The organism is Actinomadura sp. WMMB 499 (assembly GCF_008824145.1).
In the GTDB taxonomy this organism is placed as follows: Bacteria; Actinomycetota; Actinomycetes; order Streptosporangiales; family Streptosporangiaceae; genus Spirillospora.
Map to the genome: position 1 here is coordinate 3,165,393 of NZ_CP044407.1, position 25,709 is coordinate 3,191,101.

Genomic DNA, 25,709 nt, shown 5'->3' on the forward strand with positions numbered 1-25,709 from the left:
CCCCGGCCGGCGGGAGGCTTCGCTTCCGCGCGCCGAAGTGCGCCGAACCCGCGTAGCCGTCCGGTCACGGTCGGGCGACGGACGGCGCGCTCGGCGGGACGATCCGGCGTGTCCCGCAGTATCTTGTCACCGTCGGGGGACCTCCTGCGGTTAGGGGCTTCTATGCGGTGCCCGGCTTGTGGAAGCGACACGTCACCGACGTCGCCTCAGTGCCTCTGGTGCAACGCCCGGCTCGGCGGGGACGAGACGGTCCGCGATCAGCGCGACGGGGCGTGGGCCGGTCCGACGGTCCAGGACGTCCGGAACGATCCGCCCACGATCCCGGCGCCCGACCCGCCGACGATCCCCGCGCACGACCCGGGTGCCCCGGGCCAGGTGCCGTGGCCGTCCCCGCCGCAGGACCAGCCGCAGGACCATACGACGCCGATGCCGCCGCGGGGGTCCGGCGAGACGTCGATCCCGCTGTCCCGGGAGCCGTGGGCGGAACCGGCGATCTGGCAGCCGCCCGCGCCGCCGAAGCCGGACCGCAAGCCGCTCGTCCTGGTCGCGGCGGGCGCGGTGGCGCTGGCGCTCGTCGCGTTCGGGATCGTGTTCTGGCCGAGCGGGTCCGAGCCGCGGTCCGGGAACGGGCTGCCCGCGGCGGGGTCGAGCACGACCGGGGACGGCTCGACCGCGCCGGAGGCGGAGCCGGCGGACGAGCCGGAGCCGCAGTCGGACGCGGCGTTCCGGGAGCAGGCGGGCGCGGTGGACGGGATCCTCGCGGACATGGGGGCGACGCGTTCCGACCTCGCGTCGGTGGTCATCGACGAGGACTGCGGCGTCGCGGGGCTGGAGCGGGTGCTGGAGAGCCGGCGGTCGCAGCTCGAGCGGGCCCGCGCGCTGGACGTCGGGGCGCTCGACGACGGGGAGCGGCTGAAGGGGGCGCTGGTGCGGGCGCTCGAGGCGTCGGTGGAGTCGAACGAGCGCTACCTCGCGGTCGCGCCGGGCTGCCCGTCGCCGTCGGAGGTGTCGGACGTGAACGGGCGCGCGTCGTCGGCGAAGAACGAGTTCGTCGGCTACTGGTCGGCGATCGCGCAGGAGGCGGGACTCCCGCACCGGTCGAGCGACGACATCTGACCGGCCCGCATCTCACCGGCCCGCATCCGACCGGCCCGCATCCGACCGGCCCGTCCGTCAGGCGTCCGGCGGGGGTGCGAACGGCAGGCCGGCGGACGGGTCGGCGAACGGCAGGACGAACCGGTCGGGCCAGCTCAGGACGGGTTCGAGCCAGCCGGTCACGCCCATCGTGCCCGCGACGTGCTCGATCTCTTCGTCCTGCTCGAGGCCGATCGTGACGTCGGAGAGGTCGCGGTAGAAGGCCGCGTGGTCGTCGTCCCCGTAGAGCGCGGTGAGGGCCAGGGGGCGGTTGCGTTCGAGTTCCATCGACAGGGGGTGGCGGCGGAGCGCGCGCAGGCGGTGCCCCAGTTTCGCGTCCGGCTGCTGTTTGAGCCCTGGGAGCTGGTAGTCGAGGGGCGGTGCGGGCGCGTGCTTGTCGGGCGCGCCCGTCCCGTACGGGAACAGCCGGTCGAATTCGTGCAGCCACCGCACCTGCGGGATGACCCAGCTCGGCGCCGGGACGCTCCCCGGCGCGTCCTCGCCGTCGAGGAGGCGGCGGGCGACGGCGGCGACCGCGCCGGTCAGCTCGGCGGGCGGGTACGCGGTGCGCAGCGCCCAGGAGCGGCGGGTGACGGCCCGTTCGAGGACGGTCGCGAGGGCGCAGTCGCGCAGCCGGGACGTGAGCCGGACCCACGCGCGGCGCAGGTCGGCCGGGACGGCCGGCAGCGGGCGCCCCGCGACGTGCGCGAGGACGAGCACGTCGGCCCACAGCCGCAGCCACGCCCAGTCGGGGTGCCCGGCGACGAGGTCGGCCTCGCGCAGCTCGTAGAGGGTGCAGGCGCGCCCGGCGCGGCACTCGCAGCCGCACGCGGCGGAGCGGCGGCCGTCCACGGGCGGCGGCGGGCCCGCCAGTTCGGCCTCGCGGCCCTCGCCGAGCGGGACGCGGACGCGCAGCGGCCGGTCCATCCCGTCGGCGAACACGGCCGCGACGCCGGGCCGCAGCGACACGACCTCCCGCGACTGGTCGGCGTCCAGGTTCATCGCGGCGCCGACCTGGTGCCGGTCGTCGTGCGCGGGGAGCCGGTGGACGACCTTCAGCGCCGTGTTCTTGATGACGTCCGGGACGAGCTTGGTGGGGATCTGCTCGGCGACGATGATGCCCTCGCCGTACGCGCGGATCTCGGCGAGCATCCCGGCGAACAGCTCGACGGCGTGCGAGGAGCCGCGCTCGGGGCCGCGGTTGCGCAGCAGCCGGTGCGCCTCCTCGATGACGATGACGTGCCGCAGCGCCGAGCCGCGGTCGGCGCCGCGGCGCCGCTCCCGCATCCGCAGGTGCTCGACGATCCGGATGATGAGGGTGCCCATCAGGAACGCCTTGTCCTCGTCGTTGGCGACGTCCTCGATGGCGAGCACGATGTTGTCGCGGAGCATGCCGCCGATGTCGGCCGGGTGCCCGCCCTCGAAGAACCGTCCGGCCGAGCCGATCCGGAGCGAGCGCAGCCGGACGTCCACGAAGCCCTGGACGTCCGCCATGAGCTCCCGCCCGTACCCGACGTCCTGGATGACCTGGAGCGCGGCGTTCTGGAGCTGCCCGAGGGTCGGGACGGCCGGTTCGATGAGGGAGCCGGGGACGCCCGCGCCCGTCACGACGTCCCACCCGTTCGCCTCGTACACGCGCTGCAGCGCCTGCGCCATGATCTGCGGGAACGGCTCCTCGGCGTCGAACGCGGCCTGGAACAGGGCCCGCACCATGTCGATGTGGGCCTGCACCGGGTAGCCGGGCTCGGGCGCGAGCGGGTTCACCGACAGCGGCACCGAGGCGGGGTCGGACGGGTTGACGACGGTGACGGGCCCGCCGAGGTCGGCGATCCGCCCGGCCATCGCCGCGTACTCCGACTTCGCGGGCTCGATCGCGAGCCACGGGACGCCCGCGCGGGTGAGCTGCTCCAGGAGGTGCCGGACGGTCTGCGACTTGCCGGCGCCGGTCGCGCCGGTGACGAACACGTGCCGGTTGACGGTCGAGCGCGGCACGGTGAACCGGCCGACCTCGCGGTCCTGGCCGTCGAGGATCGCGCCGAGCTCGATCGTCCCCGGACCGTCCGGGCCCGCCTCGGCGGCCGTCTCGGACGTGACGTCGAAGTACCCGGCGTCCAGGACGCGCACGCCCGGGACCTCGCGGTTCGGCAGCCCGGCGAGGGCGGCGAGCGCCCCGGCGGTCGCGACGAACGGGTACCGCTGCTCGGACTCGGCCGCCGCCCGCACGGGCGCGGGCGCGGCGCCCGGCCGCAGCATCTCGGCGAACGTCCCGGCGCCGTGCCCGGACCGCAGCCGGTACGGGTGGTGGCCGAGGTCCATCGACCCGACGAGGACGGGCGCGATCTGCCCGAGTTCGTCCTGGTCGTTCGCGCCCGCGAGGACCCGCACCTGCCAGAGGCCCGCCTCCCGGAACGCGTCCAGTTCGGTGAGCCGCCGGTCCGTCCGGGACACGGCGAGGCGGGCGTGCTCGTCCTCGCCGCGGCGCAGCATCCGCAGCTCGTGGTGCAGCTCGCGCATCTCGGTGTCGAGCAGCCGCTCGTCGCACGGCTCGGCCACCACGAACCAGCCGAACGGCCGCTCCATCAGCGTGACCAGCGTCGACTCGAACAGGCCCGCGCCGGGACGGGCGGCGGCGGGTGGCGCGGGAGCCGCCTGCGGCGCGGGCCGTCCGGGACAGCGCGTCCACGCCATCCGCTCCGCGCGGCGCAGCCAGCCGTCCCCGATCGGGACGCCGCGCGCACCGCTCGGGAACAGCGGGCCGGTGCCGCCCGGCGGCCCGATCGGACCCGCGTTCGTGATCAGCTCGAGCGGGGCGCCGCCGCCCGGCGACAGCCAGCCGACGACGAACGGGCGCCCCGCGCGGGCCGCCGACAGCGCGGCGGGCAGCACGCTCACGAAGTCCCGCTCGGCCGACGCCGTCCACTCGGGCGCCGGGATGGACCGGATCCGGTACCAGGGGCCGGGCAGGTCGAGCGGCGCGGCCCGCGCGGCGTCCGGGTAGGGCGGCCGGTGGTAGGGCGGCGTCGGGCCTTGCGTCGGCATCACGGCGGCATCCGGGAGGTCAGGGGGCGGCCGGCGGATCGGCGGCGTGCTTGCCGTTCGGCCGGAGGATCGGGACGATCCGGTGCGCCCCGGACCTGCGCGGCAGCGCGTGCCGCGGGGCCTGCGGCGCGTCCGCCGGGACGGGCGCTGGCAGCGGCCCCTCGGGCGTCCCCGGCTCGGCCGGTTCGGGGCGCGACAGGCTCTCCTGCTCGCGCAGGTACTCCTCGAACTCCATCGAGTGCGCGGTCGGCAGCGTGATGATCCCCGGATTGGCGTCGACCAGCGTGATCCGGCGGCCGGACGCGCCCGCGTGCGTGAACACCATCGCGGTCGACGGCAGCTCCTGCAGCTGCGGCGGCCCCACGAGCAGCTCGCGGCACCGCTGCTTGCCCGCGGCCGCCTCGGCCCGCAGCGCCGCGACCGTCCGTCCCCAGGCCGTCGCCGAGCCGATCCCCTCGGCCAGCACCGAGTAGTCCGCCGCCGGGGCCGGCAGCGGCGACCACACCGGGTCGGTCAGCACGTCCCCGCTCGGACGCGCGTACGCGACCGTGCTCGCGTACGTCTCGCCCGCGACGTCGAACAGCGTCTCCCCCGCCGAATCGGTGATCTCCGCGACGATGAGCGGCTTGTCGGTCCCGATGTGCTCGGCCGCGACCCGCGCGTCCTCGGGGTTGCCCAGCCGCATGAACCCGACGGCCGCGTGCCCGCGCCGTCCGAGCCGCTCCCGGACGTGCCGCGGGATCGAGCGGTACATCAGCACGAGCCCGGTCCCGGTGGCCTCGCACGCGTCGATCAGCCGGTCCAGGACGTCTCCGCGCATCTTCTCGGCGCCGCACAGGAACAGCGTATGGTCCCACCGCCCGCCGGGCGGCGACTCCCGCACCCGGTGCGTCAGCGCCGTCGTCACGTACGTCCCCAGGACCCGGTTCGTCAGGACGCCCGCGCGCCGGTCCATCGAGACGACGTGCAGCCGCGACGGCGGCAGCGCCACCGGTTCCGCCGCGAGCCGCTCCAGCTTCCGGAGCTGCGCCTCGAGCGCCCACGCCCGCCGCACCACGATCCGGTCCGTCGCGTCCCGCCCGAACAGCGTCCCGATCCGCTCGAGCTGCTCCTCGGTCAGCAGTCCCTTGCGCAGGTCGTCGCGCGGATCCCCGACCTGCGCGAGCACCCGCAGCGCCGCGGTGATGGACGGGATCCCCGCGTCGGCGCCGAGCACCTCGATGAGCCGCTCCAGGATCGAGTTGTCGAACGACAGGTCCCGCGTCCCGTCCTGCTCCTCCCCCGCGCCCACCACGAGCGACAGCACGTCGGCGAGCGCCTCCAGGCTCAGGCCCCGCGTCACGTCCAGTCTCGGCAGGTCGTTCGGCAGCACCCACACGAGGGGATCGTCCCCGCGATCCGCCGCGAGCCGCAGCAGGTCGTGCGCGACCGCGCCCTCCGACAGGTCGATCACCGTGAGCCGCGCGCCCACCGCGAGCCGCGCCGCGCCCATCGTCGTCACGGCCGCCGACCAGCCCGCGAGCGTCCCGCCCACCACGTCCACCCGATCGACACCGGGCGGCACCGCGACCGGATACCACTCGCGCTGCCCGTCGTACTCGGCCCGCCGCGCCTCCCACTCCCGCAGCGCCGCCGCGTGCGCCTCCCGCGCGCTCTCGGCCCGCCGCTCCCGCGCGGCGCGCTCCCGCTCGTCCAGGTCCCGCCACCGCGCGAGCCGCTCCCGCACCGCGCGCTCGTCCCGCCACAGCGCCCCGCCCGTGATGCCGAGGACGATCGCGCACGCCACGAGCCCGACGCCCGCGAACAGCCACGGCAGCACCCCGGCGATCCCGCACAGCAGGAACAGCCCGACGCCGACGAGCGTCCCGATCGCGGCGATGCGTAGCGGCCGGGCGGCCATGTGCTCGCCCGGCTGCCGGACCGGCGGCCGCGCCGCGGGCCGCTCCGGCTCCGCGGGGGCCTCGGGGGGCGGGCCCGGATCGGGGTGCACCTGCGCGTAGCGCCAGCCCACGTAGACGCGGTCCGCCTGCGCGAGCCGCGCCGCCGCGGACCCGCTCGCCATGTCCGTCACGTCGAGAGAACCCCTGGAGTCGCGGTACGGGGGGAACGCCTGGGGAAGGTCGGGGCTGTACGTCCTGCTTTCTACACAGCACAGGGTAAAGAGCCTGGCGAGCTCACGCGCCCCGTTCGCCGGAACCCACGCACCCCCGCCCGCCACACCACCCCAATTCGGTCACCGGGTTCACCTGCAGGAAAGATCGGACACCCAACCCCACCCCCATGACCACATCCGGCCAATCCCGAGCCTCCCCTGCACCGCGACACCGGTCACCGACCGCCCGACGCCGCCCCCAGCAAGCCCGACCTGCCGGCGCAACGGATCCTATGACGACAGCGGGACCTGGGTGATAGCCGCATCCGGGGACGGGAAGTCCGAATCGAGCACTGGACAAACAACCCGGCGATCGACACTCCCCACGATGAAATCGGTGAGCGATCCGTCAAATTCCCACCATGCACCTTTCCCATAGGAATGACCTGCGACCACGACCGTCCAGGCGTCCGGATCTCCCCCGGTTCTCCAGAACAGATGATCGCTGTTGTCGGTGACCCCCCAGGGAAGCAGCCCGCCTCGCTCCGGATGTAGCGGGTACGGAACAAGCTCGAGCGCAGGGAATTCGTCGACCAATTCTTCAGCCCCCCCAAGAATGTCGTCCACCCACGAGACCAAATCGCCATCATCCGCGTCAGCAGTCGGATGAAAAATGCCCAGGAAATTATCGACCCTGAGCGTTGGATACCTATTGCACAGTTCCACGTAGTCAGCGGGCAGACGGGAGCCAAACCTTCTCTCCAACGCACCCCAGTCGATCGGAACCGACACTTCCACCGGTTCGCCAATTATTTCGAGCATTCGCCGCAGCGAAGTCATCGAAAAATTCCCCCACATTTTCCTGGTTTCACTCTTGCCGTTTGAAGGACGACACCAAAATGGAGCCGCTTCCACGCAACGAGGTCCGGACGTGAACCCGGCGACGATCAAACGCGTTCGAAACCAACGCTATGGCGCAGCAGCTCCAGGTCGGCAACAAAGCATGCGACCTCGCCACGCCCGGTACGGCCGATCCAGGTCCGGTAACCCCCATCGCCCATTCCACATTTGAACACGACCACATTGAACCTGCGGTCACAACTGGAGACTTCGATACCCCCGACGTCAAGTACGCGCAGCATCGCCTCCTCGAGCGCGGAACCATCATGCTGTATGCGCTCCACAACGTGACGCGCCGATGCATCGAAAAAGCAACCGGTCCCAGAGTCCACCGAGAACCCGTCGAACACCTCGTCATTCGCTTCACCGCCTGCGCGTCCCGCATGGAAAGCGAGTTCCCACGACACTACAGGTTCATCGATCACACCGATTCTCGCGGCATTGACCCGCCGCATCGGGGATGAGATATCCGGAACCGGAGCAGGATTCCATTCTGAGATCGACAATGTGACCGGATAATCACCCGGCGGCACCGTCACATCAAGATGCTCAACTTCCGGGCCACTTCTCCAACCCGGGCCCTGAACCACGATACGTCCGCTGGGCAGACGCACCATCCCGACCGGCTGGACATCGATCAGCGAGCACGTTTCATTGTCCCACCAGAACTTGCAGTGCGAATCGAACATGAGACTTAAGTCGAATTCTTCCATCCCATTCCTCCCTCCACTCAGTAGAGTGCGCCGTCTCAGCGGGGCGCGGCCGGGGCGTTCGATCGCGATCTCGGCGCGCGGTCGAACGCCCCGGCCGGCGCCGGTCATTGCACGTCTACGTGCGCGCTTCCGGAGTTGACGCTGAGGTGGCCCTCGTCGCCGAAGAACCACGCCGTCCAGTAGCCGTCCTGCTCTGCGGTGAACGTCTCCTCGAAGCGTCCGTCGGCGCCCGTCCGGGTCGCCACCATCTCCTGCCACTCCTGCTGGCCGGCGGGCAGGAAGTAGACGTGGACCGGCAGGTCCGGGGCCGCCTCGGCGGCGCCGCCGCCCGCGGACCGGGTGAGCAGTCCCGCGACCGTGATCGTCTCACCGGACGCCACCGTCGCCGGAGACGCGCCGAACTCGGCGAACGCCGTCGTGTACTGGCCGGGGACGTCCACGTGGCCGATCGGGGCGTTCGACCTCGAGTAGTCGTCGTCGCCCCAGAACGCCGCCGTCCAGTAGCCGTCCTCGTACGACGTGAACTCCGCCGCGAAGGCACCGTCCGCGGCACTGGACTGGGCCGTGCCCTGGAACTCCCAGGTCGTCTCGCCCTCGGCCATGAAGTAGACGTGGATGGGCAGTTCCGCGCCCAGCGGCGACCCGTCGGAGCCGAGCAGCGTGCCCTGGAGGGTCACCGTTGCGCCCGGCCCGGCCGCGGCGCTGAAGTCCTCCAGGAGCGTCCCGTAGCGGACCTTCACCTGGCGGATCTCGCTCGACGCCGTCGCCGTGCCGTCGGCGCTCTCGTACCGGACGCGCCAGAACCCGTCCTGCGTCGTCGCCGTGCTCTCGATGTCGAAGGCGCCCGTCGCGGTCGTCTGGCCGCTCTGGACGTCCTGCCAGGTCTCACCCGTCGCGGAGAACTGCAGCGACACCGCGGCGTTCGCGATCGGGGTCCCGGCGTCCGTGAGCGTTCCGGTGGCGCGGATCGGCTGCTCGTAGTCGACGGGCGACGGGGTGACGTCGAAGCCGGAGATCTGCGGGCCGTCCCCGAACGACACCTCTCCCGGAGAGGCGAAGCCGCTCCAGACGATGTCGTTCTGCGCGCTCTGCACGGTCACGGGACCGGCCTCCTCGGCCGCGAACGTCAGCCGGAACGTTCCGTCAGCAGCCGTGAGAGCCGCCGCGACTTCCTGCTTCTCGTCGGCGGTGACGTGCGCGGCGACCCACACCTTCGCGACGGGAGCGAGGCCGTCGGCGCCGTTGCGCTGGAGGCTTCCTTCCACGACGACCTCGTCGCCGACACCGACCGGCTGCGGCGTGACGATGTCCGCCGACAGCTCCACGGACTGCCGGGTGATCTCGGGCGAAGGGGCGAACCTGCCTGTCGAGCACCACTGGTCGTCGGCGAGCCATCCGGGGTTCGCCTGGAGCGAGAGCGGGCTCGCGTACGCGTGGGTGAACGAGAACGAGCCGTCCGCGCCGGTGAGCACCGGGGACGTCGCGTTCCAGACGGAGACGTCCGGCGCGGGCTCGGGCTCGGCGTCCCGCGTCTTCTGCGCGAGGACGCGGCCCGCGACCGTCAACGGGGTGTCGGCGTCGATCGTGCCGGGCGAACTGGTCAGTCCGGTGATGGTCAGCGGGTGGCAGTTGTCGACGTACTGATGACCCGCGGTCAGCGTCGCCCCGTCGGCCGACGCGATCTCCGCGACGAACCGGGTGCTGCCCGGATGGGTCTCGATGTCCAGCGTGTACGCGCCCGTCCAGGTTCCGTCGTTCGCCGTCCCGCCGGTGCGGGTGAGCGGGAGCGTCGCGATGGACGTCCAGGTGTCGCCCTCCGCGGGCTGCTCGACGGTCACCTCCACGCCGGTGATGCCGCTCGCCGACTCGGCGGTGAGCGTGAGCGCGGCGGTGCGGTCGGCGGAGAGCCGGTCGAACGCCACGGACAGGTTCGCGTTCGTGACGTCCGCTCGGGCGGTCGCGGGGACGAGGAACGTCGTCACCGCGACGATCAGGGCCGTCAGAACGGCCAGAGTTCGGGTTCGACGCAAGGGGGGTGCCTCTCCACGGGATTTGTGCTGTCGCGATGAGGACGCCCATTTAAGGATCTTGGTTGGCCGATTGGGTGATCACATTTTGAGCATTTTGTCCGTTTGGCCAGCAGTGGACAGCCGACCGGGCCCCGCGAGGCCGTGCAAGGCCCTGCGCCCTCGGCGGAACCCGGTCGGCTCCGGTCACCGCACGTCCACGTACTTGCTTCCCGAGTTGATGCTCAGGTGGCCCTCGTCGCCGTGGAACCACGCCGTCCAATGGCCGTCCTGCTCGGCTGTGAACCCCTTCCCGAACCGTCCGTCGGCGTTCGTCCGGACGACCCCCATCTGCTGCCACTCCTGGGCCCCGTCGGGCAGGAAGTAGACGTGGACCGGCTTCTCCGGGGCCCCCTCGGCCGCGCCGCCGTCCACCGACCGGGTGAGCAACCCCCGCACGGTGATCGCCTTACCGGCGTCCACGGGCGTCGGGGATGCGCCGAACTCGGCGAACGCCGTCGTGTACTGCCCCGGAACGTCCACATGCGCGATGGGCGCGTTCGACCGGCCGAAGGACTCGTCGCCCCAGAACGCCGCCGTCCAGTAGCCGTCCTCGTACACCGGGAACCGCTTCTCGAACGACCCGTCGGCGGCGTCGCTCTCGACCGTCCCCTGGAACTCCCAAGTCGACCCGCCCTCGGCCATGAAGTAGACGTTGACAGGCAGTTCCGTGCCCAGCGGCGAGCCGTCCTGGCGCAGGAGCCTGCCCTTGACGTCCACCGTCCCACCGGGTCCGGCCGCCACGGTGTACTCGTCGACGAGCGTCGGGTACCGGATCTTGACGTGCTTGGCCGCGCTCGCCGCGACCGGCTTACCGAGAGTGCCCACGTGCAGGAGGCGCCAGTAGCCGTCCGTCGTCGTCGCCGTGCTCTGGATGTCGAACCGCCCGGCCGACGTCGTCTTCCCCTCCTGCACCGACTCCCAGTCCATACCGTCGGGCGAGAACAGCAGCCACACCCTCGCGTCGGCGACCGGGGTCCCGGCGTCCGCGAGCAGCCCCGTCGCCCGGATCGGCTGCCCGTGGTCGACGGGCGCCGGAGTCACACTGACCTCGGAGAGCACGGGGGCACCCTCGATCGCGATCTCCCCGGGGAAGGCGACGTCGCCCCGGACGATCTCGCTCTCACCGCTCCACACGGTCACGACGCCGGGCTCCTGGGCCGTGAACGTCAGCCGGTACGTCCCGTCCCCGGCCGTGTGGGTGTTCCCGATCACCTTCGTTCCGTGGGAGGCGACTCGGACGTCGACCCACTGGCCGGCGACGGGGACGAGCCCGTCGGCGCCGTGCCGCAGGAGCCGTCCCTCCACGGTGACCTCATCGCCGACCTTGACGGGCTGCGGGGTGACGATCTCCGCCGACAGCTCCACGGACTGCCGGGTGATCTCCGGAGCGGGGGCGCTCTTGCCGGACGCGCACCACCGGTCGTACAGATCCAGGCCCACGTATGCGTCGAGCGAGAGGAAGTAGTCGTACAGGTGAGTGAAGGAGAAGGAACCGTCCGCCGCGGTCGTGTCCGAAACCGTGGCCTTGTAGTTCCATACGGGGACCCCCGCGATGGGTGCGGGCGCCGCGTCCCTGGTCTTCTGCACGAGGACGCGTCCGGCGATCATCAGCGGCGTGTCGGCGTCGATCGTGCGGGGAGAGCCGGTGACGTCGACGACGGAGGTCGTGTAGCAGTTGTCGATGGTCTTCCCGTCGGGGTTCCGCGTGACCCCGCCGGACGTCGTGAGTTCCGCGAGGAATCGGGTCGTCCCCGGGTGGGCCTCGATGTCGGTCTGGTACCGCGCCTGCCAGGTTCCGTCGTTCGCCGTCCCGTCGACGAGGACGAGGGGCACCGTCGCGATGGACGTCCACGCCTCTTCATCATCCGTCCGGTGCTCGACGATCGCCTTCGCGTCGGTGATGCCGCTCTCGGACCGGGCCTTGACGGTGACCGTGGCGACGCGATCGGCGGAAAGCCGGTCGAACGCGACGGACAGGCCCACGTCCGTGACGTCGGCTCGGGCGGTCGCGGGGACGAGGAACGTCGTCACCGCGACGATCAGGGCCGTGAGAACGGCCAGACTTCGTGTTCGGGTCCGGGTCGGGCGCAAGGGGGTGCCTCTCCGTGAGAATTGCGCTGCCTCGGTGAGGACGCCCACTTAACGATCTTGGTTGGCCGTCGAACGATCACAGCTCGCCCGATGGCCAGGGGTGGACAGCCGACCGGGCCCGCGGGGCGCGTTGGCCCGGCGGAACCCGGTCGGCGCCGGTCACTGCACGTCGACGTGCTTGCTGCCGGAGTTGACGCTCAGGTGGCCCTCGTCACCGAAGAACCACACCGTCCAGTAGCCGTCCTGCTCGGCCGTGAACGCCTTCTCGAACCGGCCGGCGGTGTTCGTCTGGACGACGGCCTTCTGCTCCCACTCCGTCGCCCCGGTAGGCAGGAAGTAGACATAGACGGCCTTGTTCGGCGCCACCTCGGCCGCGCCACCGCCCACGGACCGGGTGAGCAACCCCTTCACCGTGATCGCCTCACCGGCCGCGACGGGCGACGGGGACGCACCGAACTCGGCGAACTTCGTGGTGAACTGCCCGGGCACATCCGCGTGCGCGATCGGCGCGTTCGACCTGGTGAACTCGTCGTTCCCCCAGAACGCTGCCGTCCAGTAACCGTCCTCGTACGACGTGAACTGCTTCTCGAATGACCCGTCCCGAGTGGAGGTGTTGGTCACCCCCTGGTACTCCCAGGTCGACTCACCCTCAGCCATGAAGTAGATGTGGATGGGCAGTTCCTGGCCCAGTCCCGACCCGTCATGGCGAAGCAGCCGCCCCTGGACGGACACCGTCGCACCAGGGCCGACTTCCACCTTGTAGTTGTCCAGCTGCGTGCCGTACCGGACCTTGACCTGGCGGACGTCGCTCGAGGCGGATGCACTGCCGTCGGCACTCTCGTACCAGACGCGCCAGAACCCGTCCTGGGTCGTCTCCGTGCTCTGCAGGTCGAACCGTCCCGCGGACGTCGTCTGACCGCGCTGCATCTTCTGCCAATTCTCACCGTCGGCCGAGAACAGCAGCCACACCGTCGCGTCGGCCATCGGGGTCCCGGCATTCGCGAGCAGCCCTGTCGCCCGGATCGGCTTCTCGTAGTCGACAGGCGACGGAGTGATCTCGACTTCGGAGAACTCCGGGTCGCCCTCCACGGTGATCTGCCCCGGGGAGGCGGTACCGCTCCAGACGATGTCCCGCTCGGCGCTCTGCACCGTCACGGGGCCGGACTTCTCGGCCGTGAAAGTCAGCCGGTACGTCCCGTCCTCGGTCGTGTAGGTCTCCCCCACGAGTTCCTTCTCGGTGGCGGTGACGTAGCCCGCGATCGGCGCGTTGGCGACGGCAGTGAGGCCGTCGGCACCGTTGCGCTGCAACCGCCCCTCCACCGTGACCTGATCGCCGGCCTTGACGGGCTGCGGTGTGACGATCTCCGCCGACAGCTCGACGGACTGCCGGGTGATCTCGGGGGAAGGAGCGAACTCGCTCACCTCGCACCACTGGTCGTACCACTGCCACCCCGCCTGTGCCTGGAGCGAGATGAAGTTCGTGTACAGGTGGGTGAAGGAGAAGGAGCCGTCCGCCGCGGTCCGGACCGGGGACGAGCTGTTCCAAACGGGGACGTCCGCAGCGGGCTGGGGCGCCGTGTCCCGCGTCTTCTGCACGAGGACGCGGCCCGCGACCGTCAGCGGTGTGTCGGCGTCGATCTCCGCGGGCGAGCTGGTGAGGTCGCGGATCGACAACTGGTAGCAGTTGTCGAGGTAGCGCCAGTCGGACGTGTAGGTGGATCCGTCCGCCATCGTGAGTTCGGCTTTGTACCTCGTGGCGCCTGGATGGGCCTCGATGTCGAGCTCATGTTCGGCTTGCCAGGTGCCCTTGTTCGCCGTTCCGGACGCGTGAGTCATCGGCATCGACGTGAGCGGTGCCCAAACGTCCTCTTCCGGGGAGTGCTCGACGAACGCCTCGACGGCGGTGATGGCGCTCTCGGACTCGACCTCGAGGCTGACCGTGGCGACGCGGTCGGCAGACAGCCGGTCGTAATCGGCCGTCAGGGCCAGATAGGTGACGTCGGCTCGGGCGGTCGTGGGGACGAGGAACGTCGTCACCGCGACGATCAGGGCCGTGAGAACGGCCAGGGTGCGTGTTCGGCGCAAAGGGGGTTGCCTCCACGGAATTGGGGGTTTTCCGTGGAGACGCCCACCTAACGATCTTGGTTGACCGTCCGAACGATCACGCTTCGGACACGATGACCGGTTCGGGTCAGCCGGCCGGGTCCCGCTTCACCGGGAGGAAGGTCTCCAGGTCCATGGACGGGTGCGGGTACTTCCACTCGACGCCGTCGAACGGGATGTACATCCCCTCCGACATCCCCGCGAGGAAGTAGTTGCCGTTCCACTGGTTCGGGTGCGTCACCGACGAACCCTCCTCGTAGCGGGCGCCCACCGGCTCGTACTTCACGTCCACGCCGAACATCGCGTAGACGGCGGCGTCGACGAAGTTGAAGTGCTCGATGAGGCCGCGCAGGTGGGTGTCCTGGATCGCGAGGCTGTGCACCCGGTCCCGGACGAAGTACAGGGAGCTGATGTCCTTCACGACCTGGTTGAAGTCGTGCGCCCCGTCGTGGTGGACGATCGCGCGCGTCGCCGCCTCGGGGACCAGCACCTTCTGGACGTACGTCGGCAGGTCCCCGTAGAACATGCGGACGCGCGGCGTCGCGCCGGGGAACGTGCGGCGGATGCGCTCGTAGGCGAACTGCAGGTACACCGGGTTGACGTCCACGAGGTCGAGTTCGAAGCCCATCGGCTCGACGCAGCCCGCGAACACGGTGGACGAGCCCCCCATGAACACGCCGACCTCGACGATCCGCGTCGCCTCGTGGTGGTCGCGCTCGATGCGGGTGAACACGTCGAAGTAGTGGTTCGCGCTGCACTGGTCCTCGTAGGCGAGGTTCACGCCCGCGACGCGGTCGGCGATGCGGTCGAACACCGTGTTGTACCCGGCGAACGCCTTCAGGTCGGCGTGGTGCCCGCTCAGGATCGGGATGCCGAGGGCCTCGTGCGGGTTCTCGAGGCCGGCGATCGAGGCGTCCGGTTCGAGGAAGGTCCCCCACGTGTCGTGGTGCACGGCGACCGTCGAGACGTAGTCGGACACTTCGGCGCTCCTCGGCTTCTCTTCCTTCGGGACGGCGGGCTCCTCCCGCCGGGGGGCGGCGGCCGGGGCCGCCGGGCGGTCGGGGCCGCCGCGCAGCTTCTCGAGTTCCTGCTGCTGGGCGGCGATGGTCTCCGCCATGCGGGTCGCGTCCTCGGTGCGCGCTTCCGCCTCGTGCTGCAGCTGCAGGACGCGGGTGTAGAGCGCGATCCGGTTGTTCTCCATCGCGGCGAGCAGGTCCGAGGAGGTGTAGGGCCGCAGCGCCGCGAAGATCTCCGCCGCGCCGGGCGAGCCGGTCCGGGCCAGCACGCCGAGCCCGAACACGGCGGGGACGATCTCGAAGCGCCAGTCGCCGGCCTCGGTGAGCGCGTCCTCCACGGCGGTGAGGACGCCGTTGCGCTCGCCGCCCGCGTGCGCCGCGACCGTGTAGTCGCCCTCGCCGGCGAACCCGAGGGGGGTGACCTCGTCGTGCCAGACGGTCGGGCCGCCCTCGGCGGACGGGTGCGCGTCCCCGGCGGCGAGAGGGGACGGCCGGTGGTACGCGTCGCGGCGCCCGTTCGGCCACAGGACGTCGTGCAGGGCCACGACGGCGTCGGGGGCGTTCTTCATGATCCAGGCGAGTTCCTCGCGGACCACGGCGTAATTGTGGTCGCCGTCGAGGACGTACAGGTCCGCGGCGGGCAGTTCGGCGAGGACGTCCGGGGAGCGGCCCTCGACGAGGTTCAGCCGGGGGTCGGCGTCGAGGGCGGCCCGCAGTTCGTCGCTCGGGTGCGGCTCGACGCAGTGGACGGTCGCGCCCAGGTCGGCGTACACGGCACTGGCACGCCCCGACTCGACGCCGACCTCGACGACCGTGCCGATCTCGCGGCTCCGGGCGATCGCCTCGAACAGGCTCCGGAAGAGCGACATGGAGTGCAGCAGGAGGGGCTGCTCGCGGGCGGCCCGCGCCTGCCGGTGAGGTTCGTCGCGAGTGCCGGCGAAACCGGCGGCGAAGATGCCCGGTGCGGCGTCGTCCGCGGCCTTCTTCCGGGTGGTCTTGCGAGGCGCCCGCTTGGCCGGCTTGCGGACGGGCTCGGTGTCCGTCTCGTCCGCCGGCTGCACGAGCACGGCGGTCTCCGCCGCCTCGACGGGCTCCACGGCCGTCTCCGGGGCCTCCGCGGCCTCCGGGGCGGCCTCCGGAGATTCCGGGGCCTCGGCCGTCAGGGCGTCCTCGGGGAGGGACTCCTGGGCGCCCGTCTCGTTCGTGCCGGATCCGGCACCGGGGTCACTTCGCGTCACCGAGCTTCCTCCTGGCCACTCGCCCGGCGCCGGCGGCAACGCCCTTCACGCCGAGCGTCCGGTACTCCTCGCGGAGCCTGTCGGAGAGCCGCGCCGCACGGGCGGCTCTGGTCGCGTGCTTGTCGAGCGGCATGCGGGGGGCCATGCCGGTCATCGACTGCGGCAGCATCGCGAACGCGACGGTGATCTGCCCGGACGACACCACCGGCGCGCCCGCGCGGCGGGCGAGCGGCAGCCAGACGGCCGCGTACGGGGTGTCGAACTCCATCAGGTTGCCGCCGAGGTAGCGGCAGTCGGCGTAGTGCAGGCCGACGAAGTCCTCGGGGCTGTCCCAGCGCAGCACCTGTTCGCGCCGCCGCCCCCCGGCGATGACCTTGGCCTCGATCCAGTCGACGCGGACGATCGCGGGACGGCCCGGGATCGCGATGGAGATGTCGACGGTGTCGTGGTGCTCGAACGCGAGGCGCGCGAAGGACAGCCCGTTGTGGTTGATGCGGACGCGGCGGCGGATCTCCTCGTGCCAGCGGTCGTCGGACGTCCGGTACCGCAGCCGCGTCTCGTACTTCTCGCCCGCCGGGTCGAACGCGTCGGCGTCGAGGGCGCCGTCGGCGATGGCGCGGGCCATGGCGCCGAGGCCGGTGTCGGACGCGGCGATCAGCGCGGGCCAGAACGAGTCCCGCATGTGCAGGTCGTCGAGGTCGCCTGGCGCGAGGTAGGGGACGGCGGGCTTGAGGTCGGCGGGCAGCAGGGTGGTGACCTGCGAGGAGCCGAAGTTGTCCTCGTGGACCCAGTTGCCGAACACGGCGGCCTCGTCCGGGGTCGGGGACTCCAGCGCCGACACCAGGATGCGGGCCAGCCGGTCGCGGGCCGGTCCCGGGCCGGCGAGGCTCGGCCAGTCGCCGTCCGCGCCGGCGACCTGCCGGTTCCACATGCGCTGGAAGGCGAGGACGCCGTCCTGGACGGTGCGGCGCTCGGCGTTCTGGGACGGGGAGTCGGCGGTCTCGCCGAGCACCGGGGCCGCGTCCTCGGTGAAGCCGATGAGGGAGCCGCAGAGCGCGTTGACGCACTGCTCGACGATCTCGGGGCTGCGGGTGACGGTCGCCGACACCTTCGCGGGGTGCCCGGCCTGCGCGAGGTAGCCCTCGGCGCGGAGCCCGTCGACGTAGAGGCGCTCGGCGCGGGTGTTGGTGGCGAGGTAGAGGCCGGACGGCACGACGTCCAGGCCCGCGATCCGCAGGGCCGTCGCGAGCTGCCGCTGGATGGTGCCGCCCCAGCCGAGGTCGACGAGGGTGAGTTCGGGCTCGTCGAGCGCGCCGGTCGCGCGCAGCGCCCGGATCATCCGCTCGCGGGCGGCGGTGACGGTGACCGCGAGCCGGTTGCACAGGTGCGGGGTCTCGGTGAGCGCGCGGGCGACGCGCTCGGCGATGTCGCCGTTGTCGATGACGGTGTTCAGCTCGGTGGCGAGGCCCGGCACGTCCCCGGCCTGCAGTTCGAGGACGGAGAGGGCCTGCCGGACGGTCAGCTGGTAACCGCTTCGGATGAAGTGGTGGACGGCGTCGGTGTCGAAGGGGTCGAGGCCCGCGATGGAGGTGACGAACCGCGACAGCCAGACGGGACGGGCCTCGACGTCCCAGCCGCGCGCGGCGGCGGCCTCGTTGATCAGCCGGGACAGCAGCTCGCCCTCGCGCATGGAGCAGAACAGCCTGCGGGTGCCGCTCTCGTGCGCGCGCGCCGCGCACCATTCGGCGAACCCGGTGAGCACCGGGCCGAGGACGGCGGCGCCGTACCGCCACGCGACGTCCAGGGCGGAGGTGCCGTGAGCGCCGCCCGAGGTGATGGCCTTGGCGCGCAGGCTGGTGATGCCGAAGTCGCCGTGCCGCTCGTCGAGGTCGGGGGCGTGGTCGCCGAACGGGTCGACGGGCTCGCGCTCGCGTTCGAGGACGTCGCGGAACGCGTCGTCCAGCCGCCGGTAGTGGACGGTGCGGACGCCGAGTTCGGCGGGGACCTCGTCGTCGGCGACCTCGTGGTCGCCGACGTGCACGATCTGCTCCGGGCTGGCGCCGAGGTCGCGCAGCACGATGTCCCACAGGCCGGACGCCTTGGCGGTGCCGTGCTGGTTGGACCGGAAGATCCGTACGTTCTCCATCGACCCGAGTTCGGGACGGTCGAGGAGGTGGTGCAGATGGTCCTCGGTGAAGTAGGTGTCGGACACCAGGATGACCGTGATGTCCTGCTTGCGGGCGGCCTGGACGAGCGCGGCGATGTCGAGGTCGACGACGGTCAGCTCGCGCTCGAGGTCCAGTTCGGCGCGGACGAGCCGGTCGATGGGCGCGCCGCCGAACGGGCTCTCCGGCATGGCCCGCCAGATGTCGTACAGGGACACCTCGGTGCCGAGGGAGTCGCGGCCGCGGCGGGCCCGCTCCTCCGCGACGATCCGCATCCGGCGCAGCGTCGCGTCGGTCAGCCAGGGCGGGCACAGCCCGTTCTCGCGGAGCCGGGCGCCGAGCAGCGCGAACGCGTCGGTGGGGCGCGGCACCCGCCGCCACAGCACGGTGTCGAAGATGTCCAGGGACAGGACGGTGCACGCGCGGTCGGCGATGATCCGGTGGACGTTGTCGAGCAGCGGACAACCGATCTCCTGCGTGGTCAACGCCGCACACCTCTTCTCTGGACTCGGGCAGGCCACCGCGGCCGCCGCGGCGGACCGGGTCACCTTATCTGAGCAGTTACCGGTATCCGTCTGCTACATCCCCTGGTCACCATTGGATTCCGTTTCGCGTCAGGACGGCGCCCCCACTTGGGCGGCGCGCTTGGCCGCGCGGGCCTCCCGGACGAGCCGTCCGGCCTGCTCGGTCGGCCCGTCGAACAGGACGCGCCCGTGCTCCATCGTGACGCCGCGGTCGCACAGCCCGGTCAGCATCTTGATGTCGTGCGCGACGATCACCATCGTGCGTCCCTCACCGCGCAGCTCCCGGATGCGGGCGAGGCACTTCTGCCGGAACGGCGGGTCCCCGACCGCCAGCACCTCGTCGATCAGGAACACGTCGGGCTCGGTGTGCGCGGCGATCGAGAACGCGAGACGCATGAACATGCCGGACGAGTAGAACTTCACCTGGTCGTCCAGGAACCGCTCGACGCCGGAGAAGTCCACGATCCGGTCGAACTTGCGGCGGATCTCGGCCCGCGACATGCCGAGGATCGCGCCGTTGAGGTAGACGTTCTCGCGGCCGGTCAGCTCCGGGTGCAGGCCCGCGCCGACGTCGATGAGCCCGGCGATGCGGCCCCGGACCAGCACCGAACCGGAGTCCGGGCTCAGCACCCCGGAGATCATCTTGAGCAGGGTGCTCTTCCCGGACCCGTTGAGGCCCATCAGCGCGACCGTCTCGCCCTGCGCGAACGTGAGGCTGACGTCGTCCAGCGCCTTGAACCGGTCCGACAGCGGCTGCCGGCGCAGCGCCCGGACGCTCATCTCCTTGATCGAGCGGGCGTGCCGCAGCGTGAACTGCTTGGTCACGGAGTCGACGACGATCGATTCGGGCACGGCTTACAGCTCCTGGGCGAAACGCGTCTGCATGCGGGCGAACGCCGCGCGCCCGATGAGGAACACCGCCAGGCTGACGGCGAGGGAGATCCCGGCGTGCAGGTACAGATCGGGCGGCAGCGCGAAGTCCCCGCGCGTCCCGGGCAGCCAGAACGCCTTCTGGAACAGGGAGACGGCGCTGACCAGCGGGTTGGCGAGGTAGACGTCGAGCACCCAGTCCGGTGCGTGGGTGCGGACGTGCGTCCAGGGGTAGATCATCGGGACGGACCAGGTGATGACCAGCATCGAGATGTCCACGACCTGCTCGAGGTCGCGGAAGAACACGTTGACGGCCGCGCACAGCAGCCCGAGACCGAGCCCGAGCACCACGATGATCGAGAAGCCGAGGGCGGCGGCGGCCAGACCGCCGGGGGACGGCCGCCAGCCCGCGGCGATCGCCCCGCACAGCAGGATCAGCATGCCGGGCACGAAGTGGACGAGCGAGACCAGCACCGACGCCGACGGGAACAGCTCGCGCGGCAGGAACACCTTGCGGATGAGCGGGGCGTTGCCGGTGATCGAGCGGGTCGTCGAGTGGATGGTCTCGGTGAACAGGTGGATCAGGACCATCCCGGAGAACAGGTAGATCGGGAAGTCCTCGATCGCGCGGTCCATGCCGAGGAACACGCCGACCACGAAGAAGTACACGGAGAAGTGCACGCCCGGCCGCACGTACGACCAGCCGAGCCCGAGCAGCGAGCCCTTGTAGCGGGCGCGCAGCTCGCGCCGGACGAGCAGCCGCAGCAGGTACTTGTGCCGGACGGTCTGCCGCAGCCCGCCGTCCCCGCCCGGAGGCCGCAGCCCCGGGTCGGGCCGGACGGACGGCGCGCGGTGCCGCCCGTCCGTCCGGTCCGCGCCCGGACCGTCCGGGGCGGCCGGGGCCGGCGGATGCTGGGGGCCGGCGGTCGGGTGGGGCGTCATCGGCGCGCGGCCCCCGGCGCGCCGGGGGCGCCGTCGCCGCCGGTCCCCTCGGACGCCTCGAACGTGCGGCGCCACGCCTCCGGCGAGGCCAGTTCGTCCATCGCGGACCGGTAGCGCGCGCTCAGCTGCGGCCACTCGCGGCTGAGCCGGGCGTGCAGCAGCGACGTGCGCCTGAGGATCCGCCGGAACCGGTCGGGGTCGCGCTGGTACCAGGCGACCTTCGTGCCGTCGGCGGACGACACGAGCGCGCTGTCGAACTTCGACAGCAGCCCCCAGTGCCGGTCGATGTGCGGGATCACGGTCTGCGGGTTGCCGTGCGCGGACGGGTCGACGGGCCGCAGCTGCTTGACGGCGCCGAGCATCGCGGTCGCGAGCACGTTCACCCGCCCGGCCGGCGGCTTGGGCGTGCGCCCGCGCTTCGGCGGCCGGTTGGTGCGGACCTGCGGGAACTCCTCGTGGCTCGGCCGGTTCTGCGCGTCGGGGAACGCGCCGCGGAACGCGTTGATGTCCGCGAGCTTGCCGCGGATCCCGGCGTGCATGTGCTCGGGCCCGGTCAGCACGTCCTCGAGCGCCGACAGCATCAGCTCGGCGGTCGAGTACTGCATGGCGAGGGCGTGCTTCACCGAGATGATGTAGCTCTCCTTCACCAGGTTGCCGCCCCGCTCGTACGGGGAGTGCAGCAGCGCGGTGACGACCCGGTTGCGCTCGTGGAAGTACGCCTGCCAGTCGATGGAGTCGTCCTTGTCCTGCCAGGGGACGTGCCACGCCGCCATGCCGGGCAGCGACACCGTCGGGAACCCGGCCTCGCCGGCGCGGACGCAGTACTCGGCGTCGTCCCACTTGATGAACATCGGCATCGACAGGCCGATCTTGCGGACGACGTCGGTGGGGATGAGGCACATCCACCAGCCGTTGTAGTCGACGTCGACGCGGCGGTGCAGCCACGGCGTCTTGAGCAGGCCGCCGGAGCTGGTCTTCGGCGTCGCGTCCGGGTCGGGCCCCTGGACGGGCGGGAGCGCGAAGTCGTGCTCGCGCCGGGTGTGCTCGGCCTCCTCCCACCACCAGCGGTACTTCGCGATGGTCTCGCCGTAGGCGTGGAGCTGGGACCGGACGAACAGGTTGAACATGTGCCCGCCGACGATGGTCGGGGTGCGGGCGAAGTCGCCGAACGCGACGGCGCGCAGGATCCCCTCGGTCTCGGTGACGACGTCGTCGTCGAGGAGCAGCACGTAGTCGCTGGTGCCGGACCGCAGCGTCTCGTCCATCGCGCGGGAGAACCCGCCGGAGCCGCCCAGGTTGGGCTGCTCGATGAGCCGCAGCCGGGACCCGAGCCCCGCCGCGGCCGACGCGTACCGGTCGTCGTCGCGGACCTTCCGGTTCCCCTGGTCGACGACGAAGATCTCGTCGACGACGTCGAGGACCTCGGGGGCGGCGGCGAGCGCGACGAGCTGGTCGACGCAGAAGGTCGGGCGGTCGAACGTGGTGATGCCGAGGCTGACCCGGCCCTGCCGGACGTGCCCGGGCTCGGCGCACCAGTCGGCGCGCTCGAGGACGGCGTCGCGCTCGCCCGCGAGGACGTCCATCCAGTACCAGCCGCCGTCGATGAAGGGGCTCAGCGTCAGCCGGAACGTCTCCTCGTGGGCGTCGTCGCTGTCCACCCGGACGGACGCGACGCGCGACACGTGCCCCTTCGAGCTCGACCGGTACACGATGACGTTCGCCTGGCCGCGCACGCGGACCCGCAGGAACACCTCGTCCACCGACGTCCAGCGGCGCCAGTAGCTCGCCGGGAACGCGTTGAAGTACGTCGCGAACGACACCCGCCGGCCGACCGGGACGACGACGCTGCGGCGGCCGACGATGTCGCCGCCCTCGCCGCCCGTCGCCGCCGCGGCCTCGGCCTCGGCGGCGAAGGCCGCCGCGCCGCGCCCGATCTCGCCCTCGACGTACAGCTTCAGGACGTCGAGGTCGCGGTCCGCCGGCAGCACGACCCGCTGCAGGACGCGCAGCCCGTCCCCGGTCGCCGTGTCGCTCACTCGTCCACACCTCCACTATTGAGACGCGCGCCCTCGGTGAAATGGGGACGCAGTCGGTTGTCGACCATGCTGAGCGCGCTGGCGATGGCCATGTGCATGTCCAGGTACTGGTACGTGCCGAGCCGGCCGCCGAACAGGACGCCGTCCTCGGCCGCGGCGAGCTTGCGGTACGCGCGCAGCTTCTCGCGGTCGCCGGGGGTGTTGATCGGGTAGTACGGCTCGTCGCCGCGCTCGGCGAACCGCGAGTACTCCCGCATGATGACCGTCCGGTCGGACGGGTAGCGGTCGCGGCGCTCGGGGTGGAAGTGCCGGAACTCGTGGATCCGCGTGTACGGGACGTCCCGGTCGGCGTAGTTCATGACCGGGGTGCCCTGGAAGTCGCCGGTGTTCGCGATCTCCATCTCGAAGTCGAGGGTGCGCCAGCCGAGCTCGCCCTCCGCGTGGCCGAAGTAGGCGTCGAGGGGGCCGGTGTAGACGACGGGGACGTTGCCCACGGCGTCGTCGCGCAGGTCGGAGAAGTCGGTGTTCAGCCGCACCTCGATGTTGGGGTGGTCGGCCATCCGCTCCAGCCAGGCGGTGTAGCCGTCGACCGGGAGTCCCTCGTAGGTGTCGTTGAAGTACCGGTTGTCGAACGTGTACCGGACGGGCAGCCGGGTGATGATCTCGGGCGGCAGCTCGCGCGGGTCCGTCTGCCACTGCTTCGCGGTGTAGCCGCGGATGAACGCCTCGTACAGCGGGCGCCCGATCAGCGAGATCGCCTTCTCCTCCAGGTTCGCCGGGTCGGTCACCTCGGCGGCCTGCCCGGCGATCAGCGCCCGCGCCTCGTCCGGGGTGAACGCGCGGCCGAAGTACTCGCAGACCGTGCCGAGGTTGATCGGCATCGGGTAGATCCGGTCGCGGTACCGGGAGTACACGTGGTGCCGGTAGCCGGTGAAGGCGGTGAACCGGTTGACGTACTCCCAGACCCGCTCGTTCGAGGTGTGGAAGAGGTGGGCGCCGTAGCGGTGGATCTCGATGCCGGTCTCCGGCTCGTCCTCGCTGTAGGCGTTGCCTCCGATGTGGTCGCGCCGGTCCAGGACCAGCACGCGCAGGCCCAGGTCGGCCGCGCAGCGCTCGGCGATCGTCAGGCCGAAGAGTCCGCTGCCGGCCACCACGAGATCAGCGTTCATTCAGGGGGCGTCCATCCGGCGGGGGGAGTGTGCGGGGCCCGGCGCGCGGACCCGGTGTGCAGGACCCGCCGCACGTGGGTCGCCAGCCGGTCCGTTGGTACAGATTGGGGCTAACATACCGGGGGTTCGATCGATACCGGTGCAGGAATCAAGGAACACGGTGATCTCGTCCCATTCCGGACGCGCCGAGCGGGGCACCCGCCCGGCGGTCTTCCTGCATGTCGGAGCGGCCAAGAGCGGCACGACCTACCTGCAGCAGATCCTGTGGCACAACCGGCACCGGCTGCGCGAGCACGGCGTCCTGTACCCGGGCTCCGACCAGGCGGCGCACGTCCGCGCCGCGTTCGACCTGCGGCACACGTTCTTCACCGGCGCGTCCGACCCGTCGGTGCCGGGCGCGTGGCGCCGGCTGGTGGACGAGTGCCGCGAGTGGGGCGGCGACGCGATCATCTCGCAGGAGCTGTTCGCGCCCGCCCGGATGGCGTACGTGCGGCGGGCCCTGACCGACCTGAACTTCGCCGACGTCCACGTGGTGTTCACCGTCCGCGACCTCGCCCGGCAGATCCCGGCGCACTGGCAGGAGGACGTCAAGAACCGCTTCGACGTCTCGTTCTCGGAGTTCCTCGCGACGCTGAAGCAGCCCGACCGCAAGGCCTTCGAGACGGCGCGGCTGTTCTGGGGCCTCCAGGACCCCGTGGACGTCCTGCGCCGCTGGGGCGGGACGCTGCCGCGCGAGCGGGTGCACGTGGTGACGCTGCCCCGGCCGGGGGCGCCCCGCGACCTGCTGTGGCGCCGGTTCTGCGAGGCGGTCCGGCTGGATCCGGACGCCTACGACCTCGCGGCCCCGTTCGACAACCCGTCCCTCGGGCTCGCCGAGACCCAGTGGCTGCTGCGGCTCAACCGGGCGCTCGACCGCGAGCGGGTGGGCTGGCACGTCCACAACGCGGAGGTCAAGCTGAACCTGGCGCAGGGGGTGCTGGCCGCGCGGCCGTCGCCGTCGAAGACCGTGCTGCCCGCCGAGCACCTGCCGTGGGCGACCGAACTGGCCGTCGACATCGTGGAGCGGCTGCGCGCCGCCCGCTACGACGTCGTCGGCGACCTGTACGAGCTGATCCCCATGGTGGGGCCGGGCACGGCGAAGTGGCTGCCGCCCGCGCCCGACCCCGACGAACCGGACTGGGCGGCCGTCGCCGACGTCGGCCTCGACGCGGTCGGCACGCTGCTGGCCCGGCTCCGCGCCGCCGAGGACCGTGCCGCGCGGACCGCCGAACCGGACGTCCCGGTCGCCGACCGGCTCACCGAGATGGGCGGGCACGCCGCGCAGATGCGGGAGGTGACGGGCGCGCTGGCCGCGGAGGCCGTGCCGCCGGTCGTCCGGGCGATGCGGGAGGTCGGGGACCGTTACCCGGCCGTCCGGGGCCAGCTGCGCGGCGCGTACCGGCTGCTGCAGGACATCGCCGCCCGGCCGGACCCGGACGACAGCACGAACCCGGGCAAGCCCCCTGGCAAGAACGCGAACAGGAACCCGAACGCGGGCAGGAACCCGAACGCGGGCAGGACCCCGAACGCGGGCCCGAACACCGACACGAACACGAGGTGAACCGGAAG

General features: G+C 71.7%; 15 protein-coding genes. 2 read left to right on the forward strand and 13 right to left on the reverse strand.

The features are described from left to right. Nucleotides 1-426: 426 nt before the first annotated feature. Nucleotides 427-1,116: a hypothetical protein gene (locus tag F7P10_RS13750; RefSeq protein WP_151009698.1), complete on the forward strand. Its 690-nt coding sequence runs from the start codon at nt 427-429 to the stop codon at nt 1,114-1,116. Nucleotides 1,117-1,173: 57 nt separating this feature from the next. Here F7P10_RS13750 and F7P10_RS13755 read toward each other — a convergent pair whose 3' ends face one another. From F7P10_RS13755 to glf, 13 genes are all read right to left on the reverse strand, one after another. Continuing rightward, complete coding sequence (locus tag F7P10_RS13755; RefSeq protein WP_151009699.1) at nt 1,174-4,173, reverse strand: ATP-binding protein; 3,000 nt, start codon at nt 4,171-4,173, stop codon at nt 1,174-1,176. Nucleotides 4,174-4,192: 19 nt separating this feature from the next. Further along, the gene (locus F7P10_RS13760; protein WP_151009700.1) at nt 4,193-6,235 is read right to left on the reverse strand and encodes a hypothetical protein; all 2,043 of its coding nucleotides are present in this window, start codon (nt 6,233-6,235) and stop codon (nt 4,193-4,195) included. Between the two features lie 321 nt (nt 6,236-6,556). Beyond that, the gene (locus F7P10_RS13765) at nt 6,557-7,105 is read right to left on the reverse strand and encodes an SMI1/KNR4 family protein (RefSeq protein WP_151009701.1); all 549 of its coding nucleotides are present in this window, start codon (nt 7,103-7,105) and stop codon (nt 6,557-6,559) included. Between the two features lie 107 nt (nt 7,106-7,212). Continuing rightward, entirely contained in the window at nt 7,213-7,878 is a 666-nt protein-coding gene (locus F7P10_RS13770) for a DUF4241 domain-containing protein (RefSeq protein ID WP_176611452.1), read from the reverse strand. Nucleotides 7,879-7,982: 104 nt separating this feature from the next. Next, on the reverse strand, nt 7,983-9,908 hold the full coding sequence (locus tag F7P10_RS13775) for a hypothetical protein (protein WP_151009703.1): 1,926 nt from the start codon (nt 9,906-9,908) through the stop codon (nt 7,983-7,985). A gap of 183 nt (nt 9,909-10,091) precedes the next feature. After that, nucleotides 10,092-11,978 carry a hypothetical protein gene (locus tag F7P10_RS13780; protein WP_151009704.1) on the reverse strand — a complete coding sequence of 629 codons (1,887 nt, stop codon included), beginning with the start codon at nt 11,976-11,978 and terminating at the stop codon, nt 10,092-10,094. Nucleotides 11,979-12,197: 219 nt separating this feature from the next. Continuing rightward, nucleotides 12,198-14,123, reverse strand: a complete 1,926-nt coding sequence (locus F7P10_RS13785) for a hypothetical protein (protein WP_151009705.1) — start codon at nt 14,121-14,123, stop codon at nt 12,198-12,200. A 106-nt stretch (nt 14,124-14,229) separates the two neighbouring features. Next, entirely contained in the window at nt 14,230-16,395 is a 2,166-nt protein-coding gene (locus tag F7P10_RS13790; protein WP_218040490.1) for a class I SAM-dependent methyltransferase, read from the reverse strand. Beyond that, complete coding sequence (locus tag F7P10_RS13795; protein WP_151009706.1) at nt 16,382-19,045, reverse strand: HAD family hydrolase; 2,664 nt, start codon at nt 19,043-19,045, stop codon at nt 16,382-16,384. The genes F7P10_RS13790 and F7P10_RS13795 overlap by 14 nt, the downstream gene beginning before the upstream one ends. 129 nt (nt 19,046-19,174) lie before the next feature. Beyond that, nucleotides 19,175-19,936 carry an ABC transporter ATP-binding protein gene (locus tag F7P10_RS13800; RefSeq protein ID WP_254716597.1) on the reverse strand — a complete coding sequence of 254 codons (762 nt, stop codon included), beginning with the start codon at nt 19,934-19,936 and terminating at the stop codon, nt 19,175-19,177. Nucleotides 19,937-19,939: 3 nt separating this feature from the next. Continuing rightward, nucleotides 19,940-20,896 carry an ABC transporter permease gene (locus F7P10_RS13805; RefSeq protein ID WP_151009707.1) on the reverse strand — a complete coding sequence of 319 codons (957 nt, stop codon included), beginning with the start codon at nt 20,894-20,896 and terminating at the stop codon, nt 19,940-19,942. Then, a complete protein-coding gene (locus F7P10_RS13810) occupies nt 20,893-22,932 on the reverse strand; it encodes a glycosyltransferase (RefSeq protein ID WP_176611453.1) in 2,040 nt (679 codons plus the stop codon). The genes F7P10_RS13805 and F7P10_RS13810 overlap by 4 nt, the downstream gene beginning before the upstream one ends. Continuing rightward, complete coding sequence (gene glf, locus F7P10_RS13815; RefSeq protein ID WP_151009708.1) at nt 22,929-24,101, reverse strand: UDP-galactopyranose mutase; 1,173 nt, start codon at nt 24,099-24,101, stop codon at nt 22,929-22,931. Before glf ends, F7P10_RS13810 begins: the two co-directional genes overlap by 4 nt. A 160-nt stretch (nt 24,102-24,261) precedes the next feature. Between glf and F7P10_RS13820 the strand changes: the two genes are divergently transcribed. Continuing rightward, complete coding sequence (locus tag F7P10_RS13820; protein WP_151009709.1) at nt 24,262-25,701, forward strand: hypothetical protein; 1,440 nt, start codon at nt 24,262-24,264, stop codon at nt 25,699-25,701. Nucleotides 25,702-25,709 lie beyond the last annotated feature (8 nt).